This window comes from Vibrio sp. HM8-C, from assembly GCF_058630515.1.
The window spans coordinates 270,365-295,838 of record NZ_JBMMKS010000002.1 but is presented as its reverse complement, the minus strand read 5'-3'; the positions used below and the strand labels follow the sequence as shown (position 1 = coordinate 295,838).

Genomic DNA, 25,474 nt, shown 5'->3' with positions numbered 1-25,474 from the left:
CGTATGCATAAAAATCACTAAAAGGTTAACAAATACCAAACAGTAGTGAATGCATATCTTGATCTAGTTCATAAATTGGCGCACATAATAGCAATTTTATTAGCGCGCTTATAGGGAAGAAATTGGGAAATTTACTACTTTTCCGCGCGCTTTTGATAGTATCGGTGAAAAATCATTATTTTGGACGCGTAAAATGCTTCAGCCATTGCTAGATGCAGGTCTTCATCCTAACCAGATGAAACAAAACTTAGAAAATTTTATCGAAAAAATACAGCAACTAACGGCTGTATTGCAGATAGATTTATCGGTCTATCAACTTGATCATATTGCCATGCGGATTAACGAGTTGGGGTTGGCAAAATTGGTGCATCAAGCTTGGGCTCAAGAAGGTGAAGTGATTTCGCAAACACAGATTAACGGTCGTCCGATTATTGTTATCGCGTTTAACGAGCCTTTGGTTGCGAACGCTTGGCAAATTGAGTGTTTGGAACTGCCTTATCCTGCAGAAGGTAAAATTTATCCTGAGCAAAGTTGGGAACATGTTGAGTTTGTGATTCCTTCTGAAGCACAAACTGCGGATGAGTATTTAGAGTACTTGAAACAGTTGTTCCCAACCCTAGCATCTAGCTGGGGAGATCTTGCTGACAAAGGAATAAAAGTGAAGCTATCAAGCCCTAAAGGCGAGGGTGAACGTTTGAATAACCCAACGGTAGCGTTCAAGTGGCAAGGCGTGTGTATTAAAGTCCATCCACACTCGTTGAAAACGATCATTGAATCAGAGTTCTAGTCGGCAGTATTTCCGATAAAGATACAGACAGGAGTTTGTTACTCTGTATTCGAATAGCAACTCCTGTCTAATTTTTACTGATATTAACCGATGTCATACGCTTTTGGTCTGAGTTGAAATTCTTCGGTTGAGCCAATTTCCAGACCTAAGTGCAACGGTTCGCAATCCTGATGAGCATTACCCAATGTATGCATGATCAATCGGTTTGCTGTTCTTGGTTTAAGAGTGTTAACTACAAAACGAATCATATCTGTTCTGCTCAGCTGTTTGAGTTCGTCCAGTACGATTTCTCGCTGATTGAAGTTCCAGTCTTTGTTGCCTATAGCAACCCATAAGCGTTGTGCTCTGGTTCGGAGTGTCGGATCGGGCGTTGCAATTTGATTCCACAAACCTCTTTTACTGCTGTGCCACTCATACTCATTAAGTTCCAGAAGCACCATGTAGAAAGCATTTAGAAACTCATCAATAGAGTAAACCAAATCCGTTGGTGCAGCGTTTGGCGACTGTACATAAAGCACTAGCCCTGGATGACGGTTCATTGGCATATTGCCCGTGCCTACCATGTAACCCAATTGCTGTTTGGTACGGATTTCATGGAAGAAGGTCGCTGACATTAAGTGGTTCGCCAGTGAAAAAAGAGCGATATTGCGAGGCTCAGTATCTTCACTTTGGTAATACACCACTACGGCAGAATCGTCTTGGTCACAATTGAGTTCGCGTTGAAAAGTGCCGCTGTTACCGAGCATGACAAGTGGTCTTAGTGACTCTTCATAAGTCTGGTTTTTTACTCTCAATGCATCTTTGAGCATTTCCGCCATGTTATGAGCATCTTGTTCTTGCCAGTCACCATAAACAAACATTTCGACATGCAAATTGGCGAGAATTAAATCGACAAATTCAGCTAAGTCATCAACTTCTATGGTTTCTAAGGCTTCAAGCAAAGCCGGATAAGGTGGGTTATTTGGCTGCAGTAACCCCGTCATGTTGCTAAACAATTGTGAAATCGGTTTATCGTGAGCGGCATTACGCCAATTACGTAACAATTGTTGTTTGATGGTCTCAAAACGTTTTGGGCTAAAACTGCGCTCGGCAAATTTGCACAAAATCATTTCCATTAATTGAGGCTGCTTTTGGCTAAATCCAGAGATGGAAAGGGTTACGCCACCTTGATGGGCATACATGTTATAACCCATGCCCGCGATTTCAGCTTGATAGGTTTCTTTTGCTAGAGAATCCAAAAACATTTCAACACAGAGGCGTGTTTTCACAATGTTTTGTACGTTCGCTACGGAATGAGGGCTATCGATAGCTATGTAAATAACCCCTTTTGGTACACGGAACTCTGCATCTTGCATATGCCATAAACGGAAGCCGGGCAAATCTTGAAGAATTTGCGGCTTGGGCTGCGCATCTACGACAGGTTTTGGGTCGAGATCGTAGCAAATGAACGGGTTTTTAGGCGGCAGTGTCAATGGCCACGTTTTATCATTTGCGCGGTATATACTGGCTTGGACATCCGTAAATTTTTCAACCGAGTAAGGCGTAAAATACCAGTTAGCTTCTTGGTCGTAGTTTTGCCCTTGAGCAATCAGTGTGACTCGAAGATTATCGGGAGAAAGGTAAGGGAGAAAACTTCTTAATAAGCTCTCATCGTAACCTCTCATTAGGTAATCACCATAAATCGTATCTTCCGCAGCGTAATGCTGCATGTTAACGACTAAATGGCTCACAATATCCATTGGGCGATTGGTCTCTTGAAAGCGAAAAGCCGATTCCAAAACTGCTCGTTTTTCGAGGTAACGCCACTCATCCAACCCTTGCTCTTCAATAAGTCGGATATATTGGAATAGCGACTGAATGATTTCGTCGGTCTTCTTCAGGCCTTTAGCAGTCAGAGCACAACTGATGGAAAACTCACGATAGTTGCTGCCACTTGCACCACCACCTGCAGATAAAGAAGTGATCCATCCCTTGTCTTTCAATGCAAGTAACAGGCTACCTTCGCCTTCATAACCGATTAAATGCGCGAAATAAGACAATGGTTTGTAAGGGTAATGAGCATCCACATTAGGCATTGGAAAGTTCATCACAAGCTTACGAATTTCTTTTAATGGCTCGACACGAATGGTTATCCCCGTTTGCTCTGGAGTAACAAAAGGCTGAGCAATTGTTTTTCCTCTTCTGTGCTTGTTTTCAATACTGGAAAACTTTTCGTTAACCCATTGCTGCATCTCATCCAGACTTTGCGGCCCCATTAGCGTCAGAGTCATGATGTCAGATGAATATTGCTCGGAGTGAAAAGCGATAATTTCATCGCGTATTGATTTGCCGCCACGATCGCCCAGAGTGTCCATGTTGCCAACGGAAAACTTCGCAAACGGATGATTCGGATTGATGGTTTCTTTTTGAACTTGATAGAGACGGCGGGAGTCGTCGTTCAGTTTTAACTTGTATTCAGAATCGACCGCTTGGCGCTCTTTATCCAAAGCCTCTTCATTAAATAGCGGCGCGGCAAAAAATTGACTAAATCGGTCGAGTGCTTTTTCAAACGCGTTGGTGGTGACGTCGAAGAAATAGCAAGTATGCTCTGTCCCTGTCCAAGCGTTATTGCTGCCCCCATGTTGGCTAATAAAACTTTGAAATTCTCCAACTTTCGGATAAGCCTTTGTACCCAGAAACAACATGTGCTCAAGATAATGAGCCATACCTTGCCTATCCATAGGATCGTCAAAATGCCCTACGTTGACCGCCAGTGCCGCTGCAGACTTTTGCGCACTTTCATCTTGGATCAACAAAACTCTCAGCGCATTTGGCAGAGTAAAGTGTCGATAGCGGTTTGAATCATTAGGACTTATGTGCACAGAGAATCTCCGAAGTAGCACGGGATCTTAAGTATGGCGCTGATACTACTTACCGCAAATACGAGATCGGGTTTTTATGAACTAGATATTTTTAAACGAGAGCTTTTAGAAAAGGAGCATTTTGTGACTCACCGTTAGTTTAGTCTTTTCACCAGCTTTTTAACAGACTGATAGTTTTGAAATTAACGCTAATTTTCGGACTTTGAAAAACAAACTCAAGGCTAGAAAAGCAATATAGAGCCGATAGGTGGCATGAGAGTTGCCTTATATAAGGGATTCACAAATTGCTGCAAAAGTGGTCGCGAAGTTGGGTGAAACACGATTATAATCGCCGCCAAGCAGCAACAGACTGCATTTAAAACTAAGGTAAAAAAGATGAAAATTTTTATTATGCGTCACGGAGAAGCCCAGCATTATGCTGCAAGTGATGCAGAGAGAGCCTTGACGGATAGAGGTCGGAATGAGTCTGTCGCTGTTGCAAGAGCCGGTGTGACTCAAAAAAATATCTCTCATATAGACAAAGTATTTGTCAGCCCGTACTTGCGTGCTCAACAAACTTGGCAAGAGATTTCTCGCCATTTTTCTGCAGACATGGTTGAAGTGTGTGAGGACATCACGCCTTATGGCCAATCAGAAGAAGTGTTCGAATACGTGTCGGCTTGTGTGGAGTCGGAGAATCTGCAATCTGTGTTGCTAGTATCTCACCTGCCGCTGGTGGGATATTTGGTGTCAGAATTTGTTCCGGGCATGGTTGCACCCATGTTTCCGACGTCGGGATTGGTTTGCATTGAATATGATGCAGCAACTCGAAAAGGTGAAGTTGTTTGGAATATTCATCCATAACAAAATGAAACATTGTAAGGCTGCCGCAAGGTGGCCTTTTTTGTATTCGCCCGTCTATATTTTCTTTCTCTTTTGTGCAAACAGTGCGTTAGCATTTTAAGTCGTTAGTGCAGCCATAAAATTGGCGCATCAGCATGGACTAAAAATTGCATCCTCAGGCTAAAATATTGTCATTTAGTGATTTTTACGAGCGCTTTGTAATATGTAAAACAGACACTGAATGCTGCAAACCGAATTCTGAATTTTAGTATTAGCGAATAGTTTATAGGCCTATGAAGTTTACTCTGCCATTTGCGGATAAATTACCTTCCATCCCTCAACGCAGCATGCCAGCGATTGGCGCGCCGATTATGGTGCTTGCGACATTGGGCATGGTGGTATTACCCATTCCTGCGTTTTTGTTGGACTTGTTCTTTACCTTCAACATCGCTTTGGCAATGGTAGTGTTATTGGTTACAGTCTATACCCGTAGACCACTTGATTTCGCAGCTTTTCCAACGGTTCTTCTTATCGCAACCTTGCTTCGCTTGGCGTTGAACGTAGCTTCAACACGTGTGGTTTTGCTGAAAGGCCATGAAGGTGGAAATGCCGCTGGTAACGTGATTGAAGCTTTCGGTAGCGTTGTGATAGGTGGTAACTATGCCGTCGGTTTGGTGGTGTTCCTTATCCTGATGATCATCAACTTTATGGTTGTTACCAAAGGTGCGGGTCGTATTTCAGAAGTTAGCGCTCGTTTTACCTTGGATGCTTTGCCGGGTAAACAAATGGCGATTGATGCTGACTTGAACGCAGGTCTAATCGACCAAGAACAAGCTCGTACTCGTCGTTTTGAAGTGACCAAAGAAGCGGATTTCTACGGTTCTATGGACGGTGCTTCTAAATTCGTAAAAGGGGATGCCATCGCTGGTATCCTTATCCTATTTATCAACATCATCGGTGGTTTATCTATCGGTATGGCTCAATATGGTTTGAGTTTCGGGGATGCCATTGAGATTTATACCCTATTAACTATCGGTGACGGCTTGGTTGCTCAGATCCCATCGCTCTTACTATCGATTGGCGCAGCGATTATGGTAACGCGTCAAAATACCGATGAAGATATGGGTGAACAGGTTATCTTCCAACTGTTTGATAATCCGAAAGCACTCATGATTACTGCTGCGATACTCGGTGTTATGGGTATCGTGCCGGGCATGCCACATTTTTCGTTCTTGCTGTTGGCGTGTATTGCTGGTGGCGCTGCGTATTGGATTCAGCGTAAGCAGAAAGTGGCAAAAGAAGAAAAAACCAATCTTCCAGCGACATTGGATGGTGATACTCCTTCACAGAAAGAGCTCTCGTGGGATGATGTACAACCTGTCGACATTATCGGTTTAGAAGTTGGCTATCGCCTGATTCCACTGGTTGATAGAGACCAAGGTGGCGAGCTGCTTGAGCGAGTCAAAGGGGTGCGTAAGAAACTGTCGCAAGACTTTGGATTCCTTATCCCAGCCGTTCATATTCGTGACAACCTAGAACTGACGCCAAATAGCTACCGTATAACACTGATGGGTGTTGCAGCTGGTGAAGCCGAAATTCGTCCAGATCAAGAACTCGCCATAAACCCAGGGCAGGTTTATGGGATGATTGATGGTGAGCGCACGTTTGACCCTGCGTTTGGTCTAGAAGCTGTTTGGATTCGTGAGGATCAACGTGAACATGCTCAGGCTCTGGGCTATACCGTAGTTGACTCATCGACAGTTCTGGCAACACACCTCAGTCAGCTGTTAACAAATAATGCTTCCCAGCTTCTTGGACACGAAGAAGTTCAAAACCTACTTGAAATGTTGGGACGTTCTACGCCGAAATTGGTGGAAGGATTTGTACCTGACCAGCTTTCACTTGGTGTGGTGGTTAAAGTTCTACAGAACCTGTTGAATGAAGCCATTCCAATTCGAGACATTCGAACTATCGTTCAAACGCTTTCTGAATACGCAAGTAAGAGTCAAGAACCTGACATCCTTACAGCCGCGGTGCGCATATCGTTGAAACGTCTAATCGTTCAGGAAATCAATGGTATAGAGCCTGAACTACCCGTTATTACATTGATACCTGAATTGGAACAATTATTGCATCAAACCATGCAAGCTTCAGGTGGCGAGTCTGCGGGTATTGAACCGGGACTTGCAGAAAGGTTGCAGATGGCATTAAGCCACGCAACACAAGAACAAGAATTGAAAGGTGAGCCAGCAGTATTGCTCACTTCAGGTGTTCTCCGCTCGACACTGGCTAAGTTTGTGAAGAATACCATTCCTAACTTGCGTGTCCTCTCGTACCAAGAGATACCTGACGAGAAACAAATTCGAATTGTGCAGGCGGTGGGTAATTAACTGTTGTAGATAATTAGTTCGCCTCACGTTAAAGACGGATATCAGCTTTGAAAATAAAACGATTTTTTGCCAAAGACATGAAAACAGCGCTGCTCCAAGTGAAAGAAGAGTTGGGTGCGGATGCGGTGATCATGTCGAATAAAAAAGTCGCTGGTGGTGTCGAAATCGTGGCGGCAGTGGATGGCGAACCATCCGCAGCTCCAGCTGTATCACAGCAGAGAACTCAACAACCTTACAGCTCCCAACCAAGATTCAGTAACACTCAGGTTTCTCAGTCTTTGACAAGGCAGCCAGCTCGTCGTGAACTGGAAGAAGATCGTGTCAGCTTACAGGCGAGTGCAGCGGAAGGTCGTTCTATGACGCAACGCTTTGCAAATATGCTCAAGCAATACAGTAATGGAACTATGCCTGAGCAAGACGATCCCCGAGCAGAAAACGAAGATTCTTTATCTGCGTTATTGCAACGTCAGCGTGAAAATACCAGTTCGCAACAATCTAAGCTGAGCCGTTGGGCTGAGGAAGAAGAAGCGAAACGTGAACAACGTAAACCACGTTTAGATCCGTCGCGTTTTGAACGCCATCAACCTGACGAGCCAAAAGTTTCTGCGCAGGATTTAGAAAATATGCGCGAAGAGATGACCTCAATCCGTCGTCTTTTAGAACATCAAGTTTCAGGACTCATGTGGCAAGAAGTTGAACGTCGTGAACCACTGCGAGCAATGCTGATTAAGCGCTTAGAACGTATGGGCGTATCACTCGATTTAGCTGACCAACTTGCTTGTTATATTCCTGAAGATACCCCACCACCTAAAGCTTGGAAAGCCTTGTTAGGCTTGGTTTCAGACCAAATTCCAGTGGTGAAACAGGACATATTAAAACGTGGTGGTGTTGTTGCACTGCTTGGCCCTACTGGTGTAGGCAAAACGACGACTGTCGCTAAGCTCGCTGCACGCGCTGCAATGGAGTTTGGCTCAGACAACGTAGCCCTTGTTACGACAGATACCTACCGAATCGGCGCACATGAACAGTTGTCGATTTACGGAAGAATTATGGGTTGTCCTGTAAGAGTCGCTAAAGATTCCAAAGAGTTAGCCGAAGTAATATATCAGTTGAGAAATCGCCGACTCGTTTTGGTCGATACCGCTGGTATGGGGCAACGTGATGTTCGTTTATCCGAACAGCTAGATACCTTGATGCAAGAGAGTGGAGAAGTGATTCATAGCTACCTTGTTCTACCTGCGACAGCGCAGAGAAAGGTATTACAGGAAACCATCGAACACTTCAGAAGAATTCCTCTTTCTGGATGCATCATGACTAAGCTCGACGAATGTTTGAGCTTAGGTGAGTTTGTCAGTGTAGTAGTGCAAAACTCATTACCTGTTGCTTACATCGCAAATGGACAGCGTGTTCCAGAAGATATTGTGCTTGCTCAGCCTAAATATATGGTGGCGAAGGCAAACGAATTACTAGAGAAGTCGACAGAAAATGAACCTCACTATTGGAATAGTGATTCAGAGAGATTCTAGGCGGCGTACAGATATGACGAATAAAATGATATATGACCAAGCAAGCGGCTTACGTCGCTTATCTCAGCCATCACTAACTAAAGTCATTACCGTGACTGGTGGTAAAGGTGGTGTGGGCAAATCAAACGTGACCTTAGGCATGGCTATCTGTATGGCTCGCGAAGGTAAAAAAGTCATGGTTCTGGATGCGGACCTAGGCCTTGCCAATATCGACGTAATGCTCGGCATTCGACCTAAGCGTAACCTTGGTCACGTGCTAGCTGGTGAATGTGAGCTTAAAGATGCTATAACTGAAGGACCATATGGAATTCAAATTATTCCGGCAACTTCAGGTACTCAGTCGATGACAGAGCTATCACATGCGCAACATGTGGGCTTAATTCGAGCGTTTGGTACGCTGGAAGAAGAGATGGACGTGCTTTTAGTCGATACAGCGGCCGGTATTTCTGATATGGTTGTCAGCTTTGCTCGCGCAGCTCAAGATGTTGTGGTTGTGGTGTGTGATGAACCAACCTCAATCACAGATGCATATGCGTTGATCAAACTTTTAAGCAGAGAACACCAAGTTAGACGATTTAAGATTGTTGCAAACATGGTGAGAAGTTATCGTGAAGGTCGAGAATTATTTGCTAAATTGACATTAGTCACAGAACGGTTCTTGAATGTGAGTCTCGAACTCGTAGCATGTATACCTCTGGACGATAATGTTCGTCAGGCAGTGAAGAGACAGCGTAACGTGGTGGATGCATTCCCACGCTCACCGGCTTCTTTGGCTATTAGCTCACTGGCAAACAAAGCAACGACCTGGCCGATACCGAAAACGCCGAGTGGTCATTTAGAATTTTTTGTTGAGCGGCTACTTAATCGATCAGAAACAGTAGAGGAACCATTTGGTGAATAAAGCGCTTACTTACAATCAATATGGAGCTTTGAACAGCCAACAGCTGTTTCTTGAGCAATATTCTGTATTGGTTAAGCGTATTGCACATCACTTGATTGGACGCCTGCCGCCCAACGTTTTGATTGACGACTTAATCCAAGCCGGGATGATTGGTCTACTTGAAGCTCAAAAGAATTACGATGGGAGTAAAGGCGCCAGCTTTGAAACTTATGCAGGAATTCGAATCCGTGGAGCTATGCTCGACGATATTCGACGCGGTGACTGGGTTCCGCGCTCGGTTCATAGACACAACCGAGAAATTAGCCAGGCGATCTCTGAATTAGAAGGAATACTAAATCGAGATCCAACCGATGCCGAAGTCGCGAAGCATTTAAACATGCCACTTGACCAGTATCATACGGTGTTAAGTGATATTAACTGCTCTCGAATTGTTGGCATTGATGACTTAGGTGTTTCGGACGACGCTATTTCCCCACTGGATGATGACGAGAACAACTCACCATTCCAAGGTGTTGCTGATGAATCGTTCCGTAAAGCATTAGTTGAGTCAATAAAATCACTTCCGGAGCGTGAAGCCTTAGTACTTTCGCTCTATTATGATGAAGAGTTAAACTTGAAAGAAATTGGTGAAGTCATTGGTGTGAGTGAGTCTCGAGTCAGCCAAATACTAAGCCAATCTATGCAACGTCTAAGAACAAAGTTAAGTTCTTGGACACAAAATGACTAAATATCACTGATTTCGAACTCAGTGGAGGCAATTTTGAATAAAAACATGAAGATCCTTATTGTTGATGACTTTTCAACAATGCGCCGTATCGTAAAGAATCTACTTCGTGATTTGGGCTTCAATAATACACAAGAAGCAGACGATGGTTTGACGGCATTGCCAATGCTCAAAAAGGGTGAGTTTGACTTTGTTGTAACAGACTGGAACATGCCTGGTATGCAGGGTATCGATCTGTTGAAACATATTCGCTCAGACGCTGAATTGAAGCATCTTCCTGTTTTGATGATCACTGCAGAAGCGAAACGCGAACAGATCATCGAAGCCGCTCAAGCTGGCGTTAATGGTTACATTGTTAAGCCATTTACTGCTGCAACTCTTAAAGAAAAATTAGAAAAAATATTCGAACGTCTATAAACACTTTTGCTAGGACGAAGGTGCTCTATTCATTACGCGTGTAAGGCTATATCAGAATGATTTCATTAGAAAAAGCCAAAGAACTCGTTGAATTGCTAGAGAATGGATTGCAAGACGAAGCGAATCTACTTCTAAAGCGAATCTTTGAGTCTGAACGTAACCCGATGTTTAAAGAGATCGGGGAACTGACCCGAGATCTGCATGATTCACTGAAGCAGTTCCAAATTGACGATCGGATTACAGAAATTGCAAAGGATGAAATTCCTGATGCAAGAACTCGGTTGAATTACGTAATAGAAAAAACGGAAGTTGCAGCAAACAAAACCATGGATGCCGTTGACCGTTGTATGCCTATTGCTGACAGCTTACATGAAACATTACTGCTTGTTCGCCCTCAGTGGAACGAACTCATGCGTGGTCAAATTGAATTCAACGAATTCAAAGCGTTGTGTCATCGTGTAGACGATCTGTTGTCTCAAGTTGAAGGTGACAGTAGCGAGTTGCGTGGTCAACTTACCGAAATACTGATGGCGCAAGACTTCCAAGATTTGACCGGTCAAATCATTCGCCGCGTGATTACTTTGGTTAACGAAGTAGAACAACGTTTAGTCGACATTTTGACGGCGTTTGGTAAAGAACAATCAGAACAACAGAAACAACAAATAGTTAGCGAGAAAAAAGCTTCTACTCAAGCGGAAGGACCAATTCTGAATCCTCATGAACGAGTAGACGCAGTCGCATCTCAAGACGAAGTAGACGATTTATTATCGAGTCTTGGTTTTTAGGGGTAACGTATGAGCTACGATTTAGACGAAGACATTCTTCAAGACTTTTTGGTTGAAGCAGGTGAAATCCTCGAATTGCTTTCTGAGCAATTAGTAGAGTTAGAAAATGACCCTGAAAACAAAGACCTGCTAAACGCAATTTTCCGCGGCTTCCACACAGTAAAAGGTGGTGCTGGCTTCCTGTCGCTCACTGAACTGGTTGAAACCTGTCACGGTGCAGAAAACGTGTTCGATATTCTGCGTAACGGTCAGCGCAGTGTTACTCCAAGTCTTATGGATACTATGCTCCGTTCACTTGATACGGTGAATGAGCAGTTCCGTGCAGTTCAAGATGGTGAACCACTGACTCCTGCTGATCCGGCACTCCTTGATGAGCTACATGATCTGTGTAAACCAGAGTCTGAAGATGCTCCTGCGGCTGTCGTAGAAGAACCTATCGTTGAAGAAGTGGTGATTGAAGAGCCAGTGATTCAAGCTCCTGTTCAATCTCAACCTGAAGAAAGTAAGCTATCAGCTGACTCTATAGACGAAATTACCCAAGACGAATTTGAAAAACTGTTGGATGAATTGCATGGCAAAGGCAATAGTCCAACAGCGAAGACAGAAGCTGCAGTTGAGCCTGCACAACCTAGCGTCGCTGCAAGTTCTGAACTGAGTGGCGATATTACGGACGACGAGTTCGAAAAGCTGCTTGATGAACTTCATGGTAAGGGTAAGAGTCCAACCAATAGCAGTGCTCCTCAAGCACCAGCGAAACCTGTTGAACCAAGTAAACCAGCTCAACCAGCTGCACCAAGTGCGGTTGGCGCAAACGGCGATCTGATGACTGACGAAGAGTTTGAAAAGTTATTGGATGAACTACACGGTGCAGGAAAAGGTCCATCTGTTGAAGAATTAGAGATGGCAACTCGTCCAGCGGTTGCTAAGCCACAGCCAGCAGCACCTGTCGCAGCTCCAAAAGCAGCAGCACCTAAAGTGGCAGCAGCAGAAAAGCCTGCGGCTCCTGCAGTTAAGCCAGTGGAAGAAAAACGCGAAGTAGCAGCAGCTAAGAAGCCTCAGGCACAAGCTGAAGCAACCGTACGTGTTGATACTTCAACTCTAGATATCATTATGAACATGGTCGGCGAGCTAGTATTAGTTCGTAACCGCTTACTCAGTCTAGGTTTAAATAGCAACGACGAAGAAATGTCTAAAGCAGTCGCGAACCTCGATGTTGTCACTGCCGATCTGCAAGGCGCAGTAATGAAAACGCGCATGCAGCCAATCAAGAAAGTGTTTGGTCGTTTCCCTCGCGTAGTTCGTGACTTAGCGCGTAGCTTAGACAAAGACATCGTTCTTGAAATGCGCGGTGAAGAGACAGACCTAGACAAAAACTTGGTTGAAGCACTAGCGGATCCTTTGATTCACTTGGTGCGTAACTCTGTTGACCACGGTATTGAAATGCCAGACGAGCGTGCTAAGTCCGGTAAATCTCCTACGGGTAAAGTGATTCTTTCTGCTTCACAAGAAGGTGACCATATCGAACTGGCTATCGTTGATGATGGCGCTGGTATGGATCCTCATAAACTTCGCTCTATCGCTGTTAAGCGTGGAATGATGGATGAAGATGCCGCTTCTCGTCTAACAGACAAAGAGTGTTTTAACTTAATCTTTATGCCTGGTTTCTCTAGTAAAGAGAAAATCTCCGACATCTCTGGTCGAGGCGTAGGTATGGATGTAGTTAAGACTGCAATTAACACACTCAATGGCTCAATCGACATCGATTCAGAATTGGGTAAAGGTACTAAGATCACGATTAAAGTACCGCTGACCCTAGCAATTTTGCCAACTCTTATGGTTGGTGTTGCGGGGCATCCATTCGCACTTCCTTTGGCAAGCGTAAACGAGATCTTCCACTTAGACTTGAGCAGAACTAACGTTGTTGATGGCCAGTTGACCATCATTGTTCGCGAAAAATCGATCCCGCTTTTCTATCTGCAAAACTGGTTAGCACCACAAGCAGGTCGAGTAGAAGCTCGTAAAGGTCACGGACATGTGGTGATTGTTCAGCTTGGTAGTCAACGTGTTGGTTTTGTAGTTGATACTCTTATTGGCCAAGAAGAAGTGGTTATCAAGCCATTGGATAAGTTACTACAAGGTACTCCAGGTATGGCTGGTGCAACAATTACCAGTGACGGCCATATTGCTTTGATTCTTGATGTTCCAGATCTACTAAAACGTTACGCAGCGGCTTCAAGAGTCTAAGTAAGAGTATAAATTTTAAGGAAAACTATGGCGATTAAAGTATTAGTTGTAGATGACTCAAGTTTTTTCCGACGCCGAGTAAGCGAAATCATTAACGCTGAATCGCGCCTTGAAGTCATCGATGTAGCAACTAACGGTAAAGAGGCGGTAGAAAAAGCCGAACGTCTAAAGCCAGATGTGATTACTATGGATATCGAGATGCCAGTGATGGACGGTATTACGGCCGTTCGTCAAATTATGGCATCCAATCCAACACCGATTTTGATGTTCTCTTCGTTAACGCAAGAAGGAGCGAAAGCTACTCTCGATGCGTTAGACGCGGGTGCTTTAGATTTCTTGCCGAAGAAGTTTGAAGACATTGCTAGAAATCGTGATGAAGCAGTAAGTTTATTGCAGCAGCGTGTTATTCAAATCGCAGCGAAAAAGAGCTTTATGCGTCGTCCACTGGCTTCTTCTCGTCCAGCTACACCGTCATCAGAGTCAACGACTACCAGCCCATTTGCTCGTACATTAGGTCGAACAACAACTTCAGCTCCAGCAGCTCCCTCTGCTAGACCTGCATCTGCTCCTGCACGCTTTAAATCGTCGGGTAAGAGCTATCAGTTGACGGCTATTGGTACTTCGACTGGTGGGCCAGTTGCATTACAAAAAATTCTAACTAAGTTGCCTGCGAATTATCCTCATCCGATCGTCTTGGTTCAGCATATGCCTGCGACGTTTACGGCTGCCTTCGCAAGTCGATTGAATACACTGTGTAAAATCGAAGTGAAAGAAGCGGAAGATGGCGATGTACTGCGTCCGGGCGTTGCTTATTTAGCGCCTGGCGGCAAACAAATGATGCTTGAAGGTCGCCCAGGTGCAGCAAAACTACGTATTCTTGATGGTGGCGAGCGCATGAACTACAAGCCATGTGTGGATGTGACCTTTGGCTCGGCGGCAAAAGTCTATAACGACAAAGTATTGTCGATGATTTTGACAGGTATGGGAGCGGATGGTCGTGAAGGTTCTCGCATGCTGAAGTCCGCAGGTTCGACCATTTGGGCACAAGATGAAGCTAGCTGTGTGGTTTACGGTATGCCGCAAGCTGTCGCGAAATCGGGTATTTCATCTGAAGATCTACCACTAGACCGCATCGCAGAAAGAATGCTGGTTGAAGTAGGTCTTGCATAAGGATATTTAATGATTGTTTGGAGCGTTGCAAACCAGAAGGGTGGCGTAGGTAAAACCACAACAACGATTACGTTAGCCGGTTTGTTAAGTAAACAAGGAAAGCGCGTATTGCTGGTGGATACTGACCCACACGCATCGTTAACGACCTATCTGGGTTATGACTCAGATAGCGTTCCAACCAGCTTATTCGATATGTTTCAATTAAAAGAGTTTAACGAGCAGAGCGTTAAACCACTGATATTGAAGACCGATGTTGAAGGTATTGATCTCATTCCTGCACACATGTCACTGGCGACATTAGACCGTGTGATGGGTAACCGCAGCGGTATGGGCTTGATTCTTAAGCGTGCACTAATGACTTTGCGTCAGCGTTATGACTATGTACTCATCGATTGCCCACCGATTTTAGGTGTAATGATGGTGAATGCACTGGCTGCGAGTGACCGTATTCTTATCCCGGTACAGACAGAGTTTCTTGCAATGAAAGGCTTAGAACGCATGGTGCGTACTTTGGCGATTATGCAAAAATCACGCAGTCGCGAGTTCAAAGTCACCATCGTACCGACGATGTACGACAAGCGTACTCGAGCGTCTTTGCAAACATTGACTCAACTTAAGAAAGATTATCCAGATCAAGTTTGGTCTTCAGCAGTTCCAATTGATACAAAATTTAGAGATGCGAGTCTGAAGCGCTTACCCGCATCCCATTTCGCCGACGGTAGTCGCGGCGTATTTGCTTATAAACAGTTGCTATTGTATTTGGAGAGGCTTGCTATTAATGAGTAGTAGCCATTCACTATCAAGTGAACAAGCATTAGATGATTATTTTACAGCCCTTCTTGAAGAAGAGCTGATAGAGCAGCCTGTAGAAAAGGAACCGGAACTGGTTCCTATGGTTCAATCTGTTCCAGAAAAGAGTTATTTGGATGATCCTCTAGATGGTTTACAAGAACTAGAGATGCCGAATCTGGAGGATGTACAACGTCTGTTAAGTCAGATGGAAGCTAGTAACCCAGTCGCAGAACTCGAACTTGAGCAGGTATTAGAACAAAACACTATTGATATACAGGTTGCGACTCAACCGATTGTTGAAGAAATTCAGGAATGGGATGTAGCAACTGACATCACAGAAGTTGAAACTGAAGCTAAAGTTGAAGTAACTGAGGTCGAAGTACCAGAAGTAACGATAGAAATTGAACCAGAGATTGTGGTTGAAGAACAAGTTGCTGTTGAACCTCAAACTCAATCCGGTGCTGCGGCGCTTGGTACATGGGAAACGCCTGTCAGAGAGCAGAATTTCCAAGTTCTATACTTCGATGTAAATGGTGTAACTTTTGCTGTTCCACTCGACGAACTAGGTGGCATCCACCGCAAGGCCGAACTAAACCATTTGATTGGTCGCCCTGCTTGGTACTTAGGTTTACAAACAAACCGTGACTCTCAACTGGATGTTGTAGATACTGCAAAGTGGGTTATGGCTGAAAAACTGCGTGATGACAGCTATAAAGAAGCGTACCAATATATTGTTATGTTGGGTGAGAGCATGTGGGGTCTAGCATGTTCTCAACTGTTGGGGACAGAAACGCTGAGCACTGAAAAAATTCGCTGGCGAGAACAAGTAGGCAAACGTCCTTGGCTCGCTGGTATGGTTAAAGAAAAGATGTGTGCTTTGATCCATGTTGAAGCATTGATAGCTATGCTTAATGCAGGGCTTGATGTAAAAGCATTAGATAAATAGCTCTGGATAAAATAATATTTTTGTCGGTAACGACTTAGAGAGGAAAAGGTATGTCTCAAGCTAACGGAGTTGAAGTTAGAAAAGAACACTCGAAGGACGAAGTACTTCAGTGGGTGACGTTCCAACTAGAAGAAGAAACTTATGGCATCAACGTAATGCAAGTACGTGAGGTACTTCGTTACACTGAAATCGCTCCAGTACCAGGTGCGCCAGACTATGTTCTTGGCATTATTAACCTGCGTGGTAACGTTGTGACTGTTATCGACACTCGTGCTCGTTTTGGTTTAATGCCAGGCGAAACTAGTGATAACACGCGTATCATCGTGATCGAATCTGAGCGTCAAGTAATTGGTATCCTAGTGGATAGCGTTGCTGAGGTTGTATACCTACGTTCTTCTGAAATCGATACCACTCCAAGTGTTGGTACTGATGAAAGCTCTAAGTTCATCCAAGGTGTAAGTAACCGTGACGGTAAGTTGCTGATCTTGGTTGATCTAAACAAACTGCTTTCTGATGAAGAATGGGATGAAATGGCTCATCTATAATGAATGAGTTGATGTCCTATGCATCTCCCATATTAGCGGGTGGTGTTGCACTGGTAGTAATGCTGATTGGTTTGGTGTGGGTTTGCCTGCGCCGAGCCATGATTCGTCAAGCGGATTATTTCAGACAACAACTTCGACATGCTGATAAAGAGCAGCAGAAAGTGAGCAAGCAAATGCTTGAAGTTCGCTCTGTTGTTGTTGGTTTGGGGAAAACAGTCAACGATCAACAAGACATTATCAAGCACTTGAATGACAGATTGAAAGAGCTTGAGAATGCAGACACCGATGCTCGTCTATACAGTAGAGCGAGCAAAATGGTGAAACTTGGCGCTGATCTTGATGAACTCATTGAAGAATGTGAGTTACCAAAAGCTGAAGCAGAACTGATGATGTCCTTGCAGAAAAAGTTGCAAGGAAAAGAGGCGATTCCGCCACTATCCAGCCATCCTGAGGGGAAAACGCGTGTTGTGCCCAATCGACCGCCAGTGAGAAAACAGTCCCGTTAAGTGAGACCGCATACATAAAAGGAAGCAAATAGCTTCCTTTTTTCGTTTTCCCAAATACCAATTTGTAACTACAAAGTGGTAAAAGAAAAAACAAATCGCTAAAAATTAACAGTTTCTTACTTAGTTTCGTGATTCGTAATACCCTTCTTCTATTTTGTCTAAACGGTGGTGTGTTAATATAGCAGCCCCTAATTTGTTATATAGAAGCTCATGCTGGAAGTTAACAATCTCACTGCAATCCGCGATGAAAAGGTGCTGTTCGAGCAACTATCATTCAATATCGACGCGGGCGAACTCGTTCAGATTGAAGGTCGTAATGGTACGGGTAAAACTACGTTACTCCGAATCATTACTGGACTTGCTGATCGCGATGAAGGTGAGATTTACTGGAATAACGTGAATATCGAAGAAGACAGAGACAGCTACCATTCCGATTTGCTGTTTTTGGGGCATCAGACCGGTATCAAACGTGAGCTTACTGCATTTGAGAACCTTCATTTTTACCAATCTGTTCACTCATCGAAAAACAGCAAAGATGATATCTACCAAGCATTAGTGCAGGTTGGATTAGTCGGTCGCGAAGATGTTCCAGTATCAAAGTTGTCAGCAGGGCAACAACGCCGCGTGGCGCTAGCAAGATTATGGTTAAGTGATCAGAAGTTATGGATTCTGGATGAACCTTTAACAGCCATTGATAAACAAGGTGTGAAAGTACTGGAAGCGCTGTTTCTAAAGCATGCTGAAAACGGCGGTATTGTTATTTTAACCACTCACCAAGATATGTTTGCTGACCACGACAAGTTACGCAAAATTAAGCTAGGAGACGCCTAATGTTTTCCACCATGGCGATGATCATTAAGCGTGAACTCCTAATCGCATTCCGACGTCAGGCAGACATTTTTAACCCACTGTGGTTTTTCATTATTGTTATTACGCTTTTCCCTCTCAGCATCGGTCCAGCGCCGGGTCTTCTAACACGTATTGCACCGGGAATTGTTTGGGTAGCAGCTTTGCTTTCTGCATTACTCTCATTAGAACGTCTGTTTCGTGATGATTTTCAAGATGGCGCTCTTGAACAAATGATGATCATGCCTGTGCCTTTATCTGTAGTTGCGTTGTCTAAAGTGATTGCGCACTGGTTACTGACGGGTGTACCTCTAATACTGATTAGTCCGCTTCTGGCTATCTTGTTGTCACTGAATTTTGACACTTGGCTAGGGGTCGTTGGGACCTTGCTGTTGGGAACACCAACACTCAGTTTTATTGGTGCAATAGGCGTGGCATTAACCGTAGGCCTGCAAAAAGGTGGTGTGCTGCTTAGCCTTGTAGTTCTGCCTTTGTATATACCGATTTTGATTTTTGCTACTTCAGCGATTGATGCTGCTTCTTTGGGAATGGCCTATAACGGTCAACTTGCCATATTAGCTGCCATGCTGGTTGGAGCTATGACGTTAACACCTTTTGCCATTAGTGCAGCATTACGAGTAAGTGTTAACTAACTTTTATTATTAGATTTGTATTTTTAGCCTAAATGTACATAAAAAACTTAACAGCAATAAGTTAAGTACTAGAAGCAAAGTGAGGATAAACAATGTGGAAATGGCTCCATCCCTACGCTAAGCCAGAATCTGCGTATCAATTATGCGGAAAGTTCTTTCCGTGGTTCACTGTGTTAGCTTTCGCCTGTTTGACAGTTGGTACTGTTTGGGGGCTTGCATTCGCTCCATCCGATTACCAGCAAGGTGATAGCTTTAGACTTATCTATATCCATGTGCCATCGGCGATTTGGTCGATGGGTGCGTATATGTCTATGGCGATCGCTGCGTTTATAGGGATTGTCTGGCAGGTTCGCTTATCTAATATGGCGGCTCTAGCCATGGCACCGATTGGCGCGGTATACACATTTATCGCTCTCATTACAGGGGCTGTATGGGGCAAACCTATGTGGGGGGCTTGGTGGGTTTGGGATGCTCGCTTAACATCAGAATTGATTCTTCTTTTCCTCTACTTAGGTGTTATTGCTCTTTATCACGCATTTGACGACCAGAAAACCGCTGCGAAAGCGGCTGGTATTCTTGCGATTGTGGGAGTGATTAACCTGCCAATTATCCATTTCTCTGTGGAATGGTGGAACACGCTTCATCAGGGCGCGACGATTACCAAATTTGAGAAGCCTTCTATCTCTTCAAGTATGTTATGGCCGTTGCTTCTAAATATATTCGGCTTTGCCTTCTTCTTTGGCGCTTTGACCGTTGCTCGTTTGAGAAACGAAATTATCAGCAAAGAGAGCCACCGTCCTTGGGTGATCGAACTTGCCCAATCTGAGAAAGGGGATTAACCATGCATTTTGAAACTTGGTCTGACTTTTTTGCAATGGGTGGCTACGCCAGTTATGTGTGGGGCGGTTTTGGTATTACCTATTTATCGATGGCCATTTTATGGTTTATGAGCATCAATCGCAGTAAAGCGCTAATGAAAGAAGTAAGAAATAAAATCAAACGTCAAGAGCGTATCGAAGCGGCTAAACATATGGAGAACACACTGTGAACCCAAGACGTAAAAAGAGGCTCAGTATCGTCCTCGCTATTCTTATTGGTTTAGGTACCACGACAGGTTTGATTCTTTATGCCCTAAGTCAAAACATGGACTTGTTCTATACGCCGACTGAATTAGTTCATGGCAAGGACGGTAAGAAGCCAGAGGTTGGTCAGCGCTTACGTATTGGCGGTATGGTAACTGTAGGCTCTGTTAAACGCGATCCTAATTCTCTAAAAGTCAGCTTTTTACTGCATGATGTCGGCCCATCGGTAACTGTGGTGTATGAAGGTATCCTTCCAGATTTATTCCGCGAAGGGCAAGGTATTGTCGCGCAAGGTGTTTTGGTTGATGCAACGACGGTAGAAGCTTTCGAAGTATTAGCGAAGCATGACGAAGAGTATATGCCGCCAGAAATTGCAGATGCGATGGAGAAGAACCATGCACCTCTGACTTACACGTCAGAACAAAAAGAAGGAAGTGGTCAATGATTGCAGAAATTGGTCACTTCGCACTTATCATTTCTTTAGGTTTGGCGGTACTGCTAAGCCTTTTACCTCTGGTTGGGGCGTCGCGCAACAACACCTTGCTGATGAACTCAGCTCGCCCATTAGCGTGGGGTATGTTCTCGTTTCTGCTATTGTCATTTGGTATTTTGCTTTGGGCTTTCTATACCAATGACTTCACGGTTAAATACGTAGCAAGTAACTCGAATAGCCTTCTGCCTTGGTATTATCGTTTAACTGCGGTTTGGGGAGCTCATGAGGGTTCTCTGCTACTTTGGGTATTGATTCAGGCTGCATGGACAGTGGCTGTGGCGAGCTTTAGTCGCGGTATGCCACAAGAGTCTGTTGCACGCGTGTTAGCAGTGATGGGTATGATTTCAGTGGGATTCCTGCTGTTTATCATCGTCACCTCAAACCCATTCCTACGCACGCTGCCATATTTCCCTATTGATGGTCGTGATTTGAACCCATTGCTACAAGACCCAGGCTTAATCATCCATCCACCGATGCTATACATGGGGTATGTTGGCTTCTCAGTAGCGTTCTCTTTTGCGATTGCGTCACTGATGACTGGTCGTCTTGATACTGCTTGGGCTCGCTGGTCTCGTCCATGGACAACAGCGGCATGGCTATTTTTGACCTTAGGTATCGTACTTGGTTCTTGGTGGGCGTATTACGAACTAGGCTGGGGTGGCTGGTGGTTCTGGGATCCGGTTGAAAACGCCTCTTTCATGCCTTGGCTTGCGGGTACAGCACTCATTCACTCTCTAGCTGTGACGGAGAAACGCGGCACGTTCAAAGCGTGGACTGTGCTACTTGCTATCTCTGCATTCTCGTTAAGTCTGCTTGGTACATTCTTAGTACGTTCAGGCATTTTAGTTTCCGTGCACGCATTTGCTTCAGATCCTGCACGCGGTATGTTCATTTTAGGCTTCCTTGTCTTTGTGATTGGTGGGTCTTTACTGCTGTTTGCCGTAAAAGGAGCGTCAGTAAGAGCGCGCGGTAACTATGAGCTGGTATCACGTGAAAACGCTCTGCTAGCAAACAACGTATTACTTATCACTGCACTGGTTGTGGTTCTTATTGGTACCTTGTTGCCATTGGTTCACAAACAGTTAGGTCTGGGCTCTGTATCAATTGGTGCGCCATTCTTCAATAGCTTATTTAGCTGGTTGATGATCCCATTTGCCTTGTTACTGGGTATTGGTCCTTTGGTGCGTTGGAAGCGCGATAATCTAGCTGGCGTAATCAAACCTTTAATCATCTGCGCGATTACCTCTTTAGTTTTGGCGGCAGCTCTTGTTTTCGTAACGGCTGAGCATTTTACTGGTCTGGCATTCATGGGCTGGGTAATGGCTTGGTGGATTATTCTGCTACACGGTTATGAAATTTACCAACGTGCTACTCACCGTCACAGCTTTATGGTTGGTGTGAAGCAAGTTCATCGTAGCCATTGGTCAATGGTATTGGGTCACATCGGTTTGGCTGTAAGTATCATTGGTATCGCGATGGTGCAGAACTACAGCATTGAACGTGACGTACGTTTAGCGCCGGGTGAACATTTCCAACTCAACGATTACGATTTCTATTTCAAAGGTTTGCTTGACCGTGATGGTCCAAACTACGACGGTTATGTTGCTCAGTTTGAAGTGACAAAGAGCGGCAAGTACATCAACACATTGAATGCAGAAAAACGTTTCTACAATACGGCTAAATCAATGATGACTGAAGCTGCAATTGATCGTGGTTTAACGCGAGATCTCTATATCGCAATGGGCGAACGTTTAGAAGGCAGCAACGCGTGGGCGGTGCGTTTGTACTACAAACCATTTGTACGCTGGATTTGGGCTGGTGGTCTATTGATGGTGATTGGTGGCATTCTCGCAATCAGCGATAAGCGTTATCGCTTTAGAAAAGCAGCAGTGAAGGAGGCTTAAATGAACAAAAAAATATTATTTATTCCTCTGGTTGTTTTTCTTGGTTTAGTGGCAATTTTCACTACACAGTTAGTTAGAAATGCCGGTGGTGATGATCCAACAAAACTGGAATCTGTGTTAGTTGGCAAAGAAGTGCCAGAGTTTCGTTTAGAAGATCTTGCCGAACCGGGCAAGCTTTACGATCAGGCTATCTTTCGTGGTGAACCACTGTTGCTCAATGTGTGGGCAACATGGTGTCCAACGTGTTATGCCGAGCACCAATATCTGAATCAGCTTGCAGGCCAAGATGTGAAAATCATCGGTTTAAACTATAAAGACCAGCGTGATAAAGCTGTCCAATGGTTAAACGAGTTAGGCAATCCATATCTAATCAGTCTGTTTGATGGTAACGGTATGCTGGGCTTGGATCTGGGGGTTTATGGGGCACCTGAAACGTTTCTTATTGATGCTAATGGAGTGATCCGTTATCGCCATGTCGGTGATGTAAACCCAACAAACTGGAAACAGACTCTCGCACCTATTTATGAGCAGCTATTGCAGGAGGCGAAGAAATGAGAGCTAAGCTATTTGCTTTAGTTGCTTCCGTAGTGCTGTCTTTTTCAGTTGTTGCCGCGATTGATGTTTATGATTTTGAGACGCCTGATCAGGAGGCTCAATTTCACGAATTAAGTAATACGCTACGTTGTCCTAAGTGTCAGAATAATTCCATTGCTGATTCTAATGCGGCACTGGCGCAAGATTTGCGTCAGAAAGTCTACGAGATGACTAAGCAAGGAAAATCAAAAGACGAAATCGTCGATTACATGATTGCCCGCTACGGTAACTTTGTTACCTACAATCCCCCATTAACAGCTTCAACAGCCATTTTATGGCTAGCGCCTCTGTCTGTATTGGTGGTCGGGTTTATTGTGATAGTTGTTCGAACCAAACGTCGCAAAGTCAGTGTTGAAACGGGTGAATGGGACGAGAGCAAAGAACAACGCTTAAAAGCCTTATTAGAAGAAGATAAAGACGGAGATAAGCAGTAATGACTTTATTTTGGGTATTAACGCTAATCCTTGTCGCTATTGCGTGTGTTTTTGTCGCAATTCCTTTGTTAAAACCAAAAGCTAATAATGATGCAGCGCTGCGTGATGAACTCAACAAAGCTTTCTATAAAGATCGCCTTGCTGAGCTAGCTGTAGAGGCTGATGAAGGTTTAGTGGATGATCAACAAGAGTTAGTCGCTGATCTTAAGCAATCTCTGCTCGACGATATTCCTAACGAATCCAACAAAGCAGAAGAACGCTCATTGTCGACGATGATGGTTCTTGTCCCTTCGTTGATTCTTGTGGTGGCACTGAGTTATGCCTTGTATGCAACCTTCGGTAACTACCAGAAAGTGAAACACTGGCAAGACATTAGCCAGAATCTTCCTGAACTTTCTAAGAAGCTGATGAATCCGCAAGGGGTTGAGCTTACAGACAAAGAAATGGAAGATTTAACGTTAGCCTTAAGAACACGTTTACATTACGAACCTGAAGATTCAACAGGATGGTTACTGTTAGGCCGTATAGGTTTGGCGAATCGTGATATGGAAACGGCCATTGGAGCGATGAAAAAAGCCTATGCGCTTGAACCACAAGACGGGGATATTAAACTCGGTTACGCACAGGCTTTAATGCTTTCCAATGACGAGATGGATCAACAAAGCGCGCGTACTTTGTTGAATAAAATGTTGAAAGCGGACTATGTTGATTTACGTGTCTACTCTCTACTCGCATTTGACGCATTTGAACGTCAAGATTTCCCGACGGCAATTGCCCATTGGCAATCAATGCAAGAGATGATCGGGCCTAATGATGCTCGCTATGAAATGTTGTCACGTAGTATTGCCAGTGCGAAAGCTAAGATGGAACCTGCAACGCTGGATGACCATGCTGTTTCAGTCACCATTTCGCTAGGTAATGAGGTAGTACTTCCTCAGCAGGGTGTAGTGATTGTTTCAGTGCATTCTGCTGATGGTGCTCCAATGCCAATTGCAGCCGCAAGATACCCATTAGGCAGTTTCCCATTTACGGTTATTTTGGATGATTCAAACAGCATGATGCAGGGGCGTAAGTTGTCTGATCTACAGTCGCTGATTGTACGTGTGCGTGTGGACTCTGACGGTAACGTTGCAACCAGAGATGGCGATTGGTTTGGAGAAAGCCAAGTCGTTGAATTAGGAAGTTCGGTAAAGGTTGAAATCAATAAGCAGTTTTAATACTGTAACTTAATAAAAACAACAAAGGCCAATGTTTACATTGGCCTTATGTCGATTGGTTAAGGAAATAATAATAATGATCAGCCGATTAACAAGGATTGTCTTACTAAGCTTAATGGTTGTCATCACGGGGTGTAGCTCTGTTCCTGATGATCAAAGTGCGTCAGATTCTCAAGTCAATGATCCTCTCGAAGGGTTTAACCGTGCTATGTGGTCATTTAACTATGATTATTTAGACCCTTATTTTGTACGTCCTGTTTCTCTTGCATATGTAGAATACACGCCAGATCCTGTGCGCCATGGTATCGCCAACTTCCTTTCTAACCTTGATGAACCATCGAGTATGATCAACAACCTGTTGATGGGCAATGGCAGCAAAGCTCTTGATCACTTCAACCGCTTCTGGATTAACTCAACCTTTGGTTTGCTAGGGTTGATAGATATTGCCTCTGAAGCAGGAATTACCAAACATGGTGAAAAAGCTTTTAGTGATGCTATCGGGCATCATGGTGTCGGTAAAGGCCCTTATGTGATGATTCCGGGCTATGGCCCTGTAGTGGTTCGGGAAGCTGGAGATGTTGTTGATGGACTATATGCGCCACTCTCGTATTTAAACATCTGGGCTTCACTCGGCAAATGGGCGTTGGAAGGTATGGAAACTCGCGCTGCATTGGTAAACCAAGAAGCGTTATTAGAGAACTCGCCAGATTCTTACTTGTTTACCCGCGCTGCGTATTTGCAACGCAGAGATTTTACTGCAGAGGTGGAAACCACGACAGAAGTGGATAACAAAGAGGAAGACTACCTTGATTCCTATATTGAAGAAGGTTTCTAA

25 protein-coding genes are annotated in these 25,474 nt (G+C 44.3%); 24 read left to right on the top strand and 1 reads right to left on the bottom strand.

The features are described from left to right. The first annotated feature begins 193 nt into the window (after positions 1–193). Positions 194–787, top strand: a complete 594-nt coding sequence (locus ACOSVQ_RS04325) for a VOC family protein (RefSeq protein ID WP_491981343.1) — start codon at positions 194–196, stop codon at positions 785–787. A gap of 83 nt (positions 788–870) precedes the next feature. On the opposite strand, the gene ACOSVQ_RS04320 is transcribed toward ACOSVQ_RS04325, so the two are convergent. Next, positions 871–3,648, bottom strand: a complete 2,778-nt coding sequence (locus ACOSVQ_RS04320) for an insulinase family protein (RefSeq protein WP_491981342.1) — start codon at positions 3,646–3,648, stop codon at positions 871–873. Between the two features lie 375 nt (positions 3,649–4,023). Between ACOSVQ_RS04320 and sixA the strand changes: the two genes are divergently transcribed. The 23 genes from sixA to ACOSVQ_RS04205 all read left to right on the top strand — a co-directional run bounded on the left by sixA (position 4,024) and on the right by ACOSVQ_RS04205 (position 25,474). Next, entirely contained in the window at positions 4,024–4,491 is a 468-nt protein-coding gene (sixA, locus tag ACOSVQ_RS04315; RefSeq protein WP_491981341.1) for a phosphohistidine phosphatase SixA, read from the top strand. A gap of 272 nt (positions 4,492–4,763) precedes the next feature. After that, positions 4,764–6,860, top strand: a complete 2,097-nt coding sequence (flhA, locus tag ACOSVQ_RS04310; RefSeq protein WP_491981340.1) for a flagellar biosynthesis protein FlhA — start codon at positions 4,764–4,766, stop codon at positions 6,858–6,860. A 47-nt stretch (positions 6,861–6,907) separates the two neighbouring features. Beyond that, entirely contained in the window at positions 6,908–8,386 is a 1,479-nt protein-coding gene (flhF, locus tag ACOSVQ_RS04305) for a flagellar biosynthesis GTPase FlhF (protein WP_491981339.1), read from the top strand. A gap of 13 nt (positions 8,387–8,399) precedes the next feature. Continuing rightward, positions 8,400–9,287 (top strand): MinD/ParA family protein, encoded by an 888-nt coding sequence (locus ACOSVQ_RS04300; RefSeq protein ID WP_491981338.1) that lies wholly within the window; start codon positions 8,400–8,402, stop codon positions 9,285–9,287. Beyond that, the gene (locus ACOSVQ_RS04295; protein WP_491981337.1) at positions 9,280–10,014 is read left to right on the top strand and encodes an RNA polymerase sigma factor FliA; all 735 of its coding nucleotides are present in this window, start codon (positions 9,280–9,282) and stop codon (positions 10,012–10,014) included. The genes ACOSVQ_RS04300 and ACOSVQ_RS04295 overlap by 8 nt, the downstream gene beginning before the upstream one ends. 45 nt (positions 10,015–10,059) lie before the next feature. Continuing rightward, positions 10,060–10,428, top strand: a complete 369-nt coding sequence (cheY, locus tag ACOSVQ_RS04290) for a chemotaxis response regulator CheY (protein WP_167413010.1) — start codon at positions 10,060–10,062, stop codon at positions 10,426–10,428. A gap of 56 nt (positions 10,429–10,484) precedes the next feature. After that, on the top strand, positions 10,485–11,213 hold the full coding sequence (locus tag ACOSVQ_RS04285) for a protein phosphatase CheZ (protein ID WP_491981336.1): 729 nt from the start codon (positions 10,485–10,487) through the stop codon (positions 11,211–11,213). Positions 11,214–11,222: 9 nt separating this feature from the next. After that, positions 11,223–13,457, top strand: coding sequence for a chemotaxis protein CheA (locus ACOSVQ_RS04280; RefSeq protein WP_491981335.1), 2,235 nt, complete (start codon positions 11,223–11,225; stop codon positions 13,455–13,457). A gap of 27 nt (positions 13,458–13,484) precedes the next feature. After that, positions 13,485–14,627 carry a protein-glutamate methylesterase/protein-glutamine glutaminase gene (locus ACOSVQ_RS04275; RefSeq protein WP_491981334.1) on the top strand — a complete coding sequence of 381 codons (1,143 nt, stop codon included), beginning with the start codon at positions 13,485–13,487 and terminating at the stop codon, positions 14,625–14,627. A 9-nt stretch (positions 14,628–14,636) separates the two neighbouring features. Beyond that, positions 14,637–15,413, top strand: a complete 777-nt coding sequence (locus ACOSVQ_RS04270; RefSeq protein ID WP_491981333.1) for a ParA family protein — start codon at positions 14,637–14,639, stop codon at positions 15,411–15,413. Further along, positions 15,406–16,365 carry a chemotaxis protein CheW gene (locus tag ACOSVQ_RS04265; RefSeq protein ID WP_491981332.1) on the top strand — a complete coding sequence of 320 codons (960 nt, stop codon included), beginning with the start codon at positions 15,406–15,408 and terminating at the stop codon, positions 16,363–16,365. Before ACOSVQ_RS04270 ends, ACOSVQ_RS04265 begins: the two co-directional genes overlap by 8 nt. 50 nt (positions 16,366–16,415) lie before the next feature. Then, entirely contained in the window at positions 16,416–16,910 is a 495-nt protein-coding gene (locus tag ACOSVQ_RS04260; protein ID WP_416922282.1) for a chemotaxis protein CheW, read from the top strand. Continuing rightward, on the top strand, positions 16,910–17,416 hold the full coding sequence (locus ACOSVQ_RS04255; protein ID WP_491981331.1) for a DUF2802 domain-containing protein: 507 nt from the start codon (positions 16,910–16,912) through the stop codon (positions 17,414–17,416). The genes ACOSVQ_RS04260 and ACOSVQ_RS04255 overlap by 1 nt, the downstream gene beginning before the upstream one ends. Positions 17,417–17,626: 210 nt before the next feature. Beyond that, positions 17,627–18,247 (top strand): cytochrome c biogenesis heme-transporting ATPase CcmA, encoded by a 621-nt coding sequence (gene ccmA / locus ACOSVQ_RS04250; protein ID WP_491981330.1) that lies wholly within the window; start codon positions 17,627–17,629, stop codon positions 18,245–18,247. Continuing rightward, entirely contained in the window at positions 18,247–18,915 is a 669-nt protein-coding gene (gene ccmB / locus ACOSVQ_RS04245; protein ID WP_491981329.1) for a heme exporter protein CcmB, read from the top strand. Before ccmA ends, ccmB begins: the two co-directional genes overlap by 1 nt. A gap of 92 nt (positions 18,916–19,007) precedes the next feature. Beyond that, complete coding sequence (locus ACOSVQ_RS04240) at positions 19,008–19,754, top strand: heme ABC transporter permease (protein WP_491981328.1); 747 nt, start codon at positions 19,008–19,010, stop codon at positions 19,752–19,754. A 2-nt stretch (positions 19,755–19,756) separates the two neighbouring features. Beyond that, positions 19,757–19,963 carry a heme exporter protein CcmD gene (gene ccmD / locus ACOSVQ_RS04235; protein WP_491981327.1) on the top strand — a complete coding sequence of 69 codons (207 nt, stop codon included), beginning with the start codon at positions 19,757–19,759 and terminating at the stop codon, positions 19,961–19,963. After that, positions 19,960–20,442 carry a cytochrome c maturation protein CcmE gene (ccmE, locus tag ACOSVQ_RS04230; RefSeq protein WP_491981326.1) on the top strand — a complete coding sequence of 161 codons (483 nt, stop codon included), beginning with the start codon at positions 19,960–19,962 and terminating at the stop codon, positions 20,440–20,442. The genes ccmD and ccmE overlap by 4 nt, the downstream gene beginning before the upstream one ends. Further along, entirely contained in the window at positions 20,439–22,394 is a 1,956-nt protein-coding gene (locus ACOSVQ_RS04225; RefSeq protein WP_491981325.1) for a heme lyase CcmF/NrfE family subunit, read from the top strand. The genes ccmE and ACOSVQ_RS04225 overlap by 4 nt, the downstream gene beginning before the upstream one ends. Continuing rightward, positions 22,395–22,949 carry a DsbE family thiol:disulfide interchange protein gene (locus tag ACOSVQ_RS04220; RefSeq protein WP_491981324.1) on the top strand — a complete coding sequence of 185 codons (555 nt, stop codon included), beginning with the start codon at positions 22,395–22,397 and terminating at the stop codon, positions 22,947–22,949. After that, the gene (locus tag ACOSVQ_RS04215; RefSeq protein ID WP_491981323.1) at positions 22,946–23,422 is read left to right on the top strand and encodes a cytochrome c-type biogenesis protein; all 477 of its coding nucleotides are present in this window, start codon (positions 22,946–22,948) and stop codon (positions 23,420–23,422) included. Before ACOSVQ_RS04220 ends, ACOSVQ_RS04215 begins: the two co-directional genes overlap by 4 nt. After that, a complete protein-coding gene (gene ccmI, locus ACOSVQ_RS04210) occupies positions 23,422–24,639 on the top strand; it encodes a c-type cytochrome biogenesis protein CcmI (protein WP_491981322.1) in 1,218 nt (405 codons plus the stop codon). The genes ACOSVQ_RS04215 and ccmI overlap by 1 nt, the downstream gene beginning before the upstream one ends. Positions 24,640–24,715: 76 nt before the next feature. Next, positions 24,716–25,474 carry an MlaA family lipoprotein gene (locus ACOSVQ_RS04205; protein WP_491981321.1) on the top strand — a complete coding sequence of 253 codons (759 nt, stop codon included), beginning with the start codon at positions 24,716–24,718 and terminating at the stop codon, positions 25,472–25,474.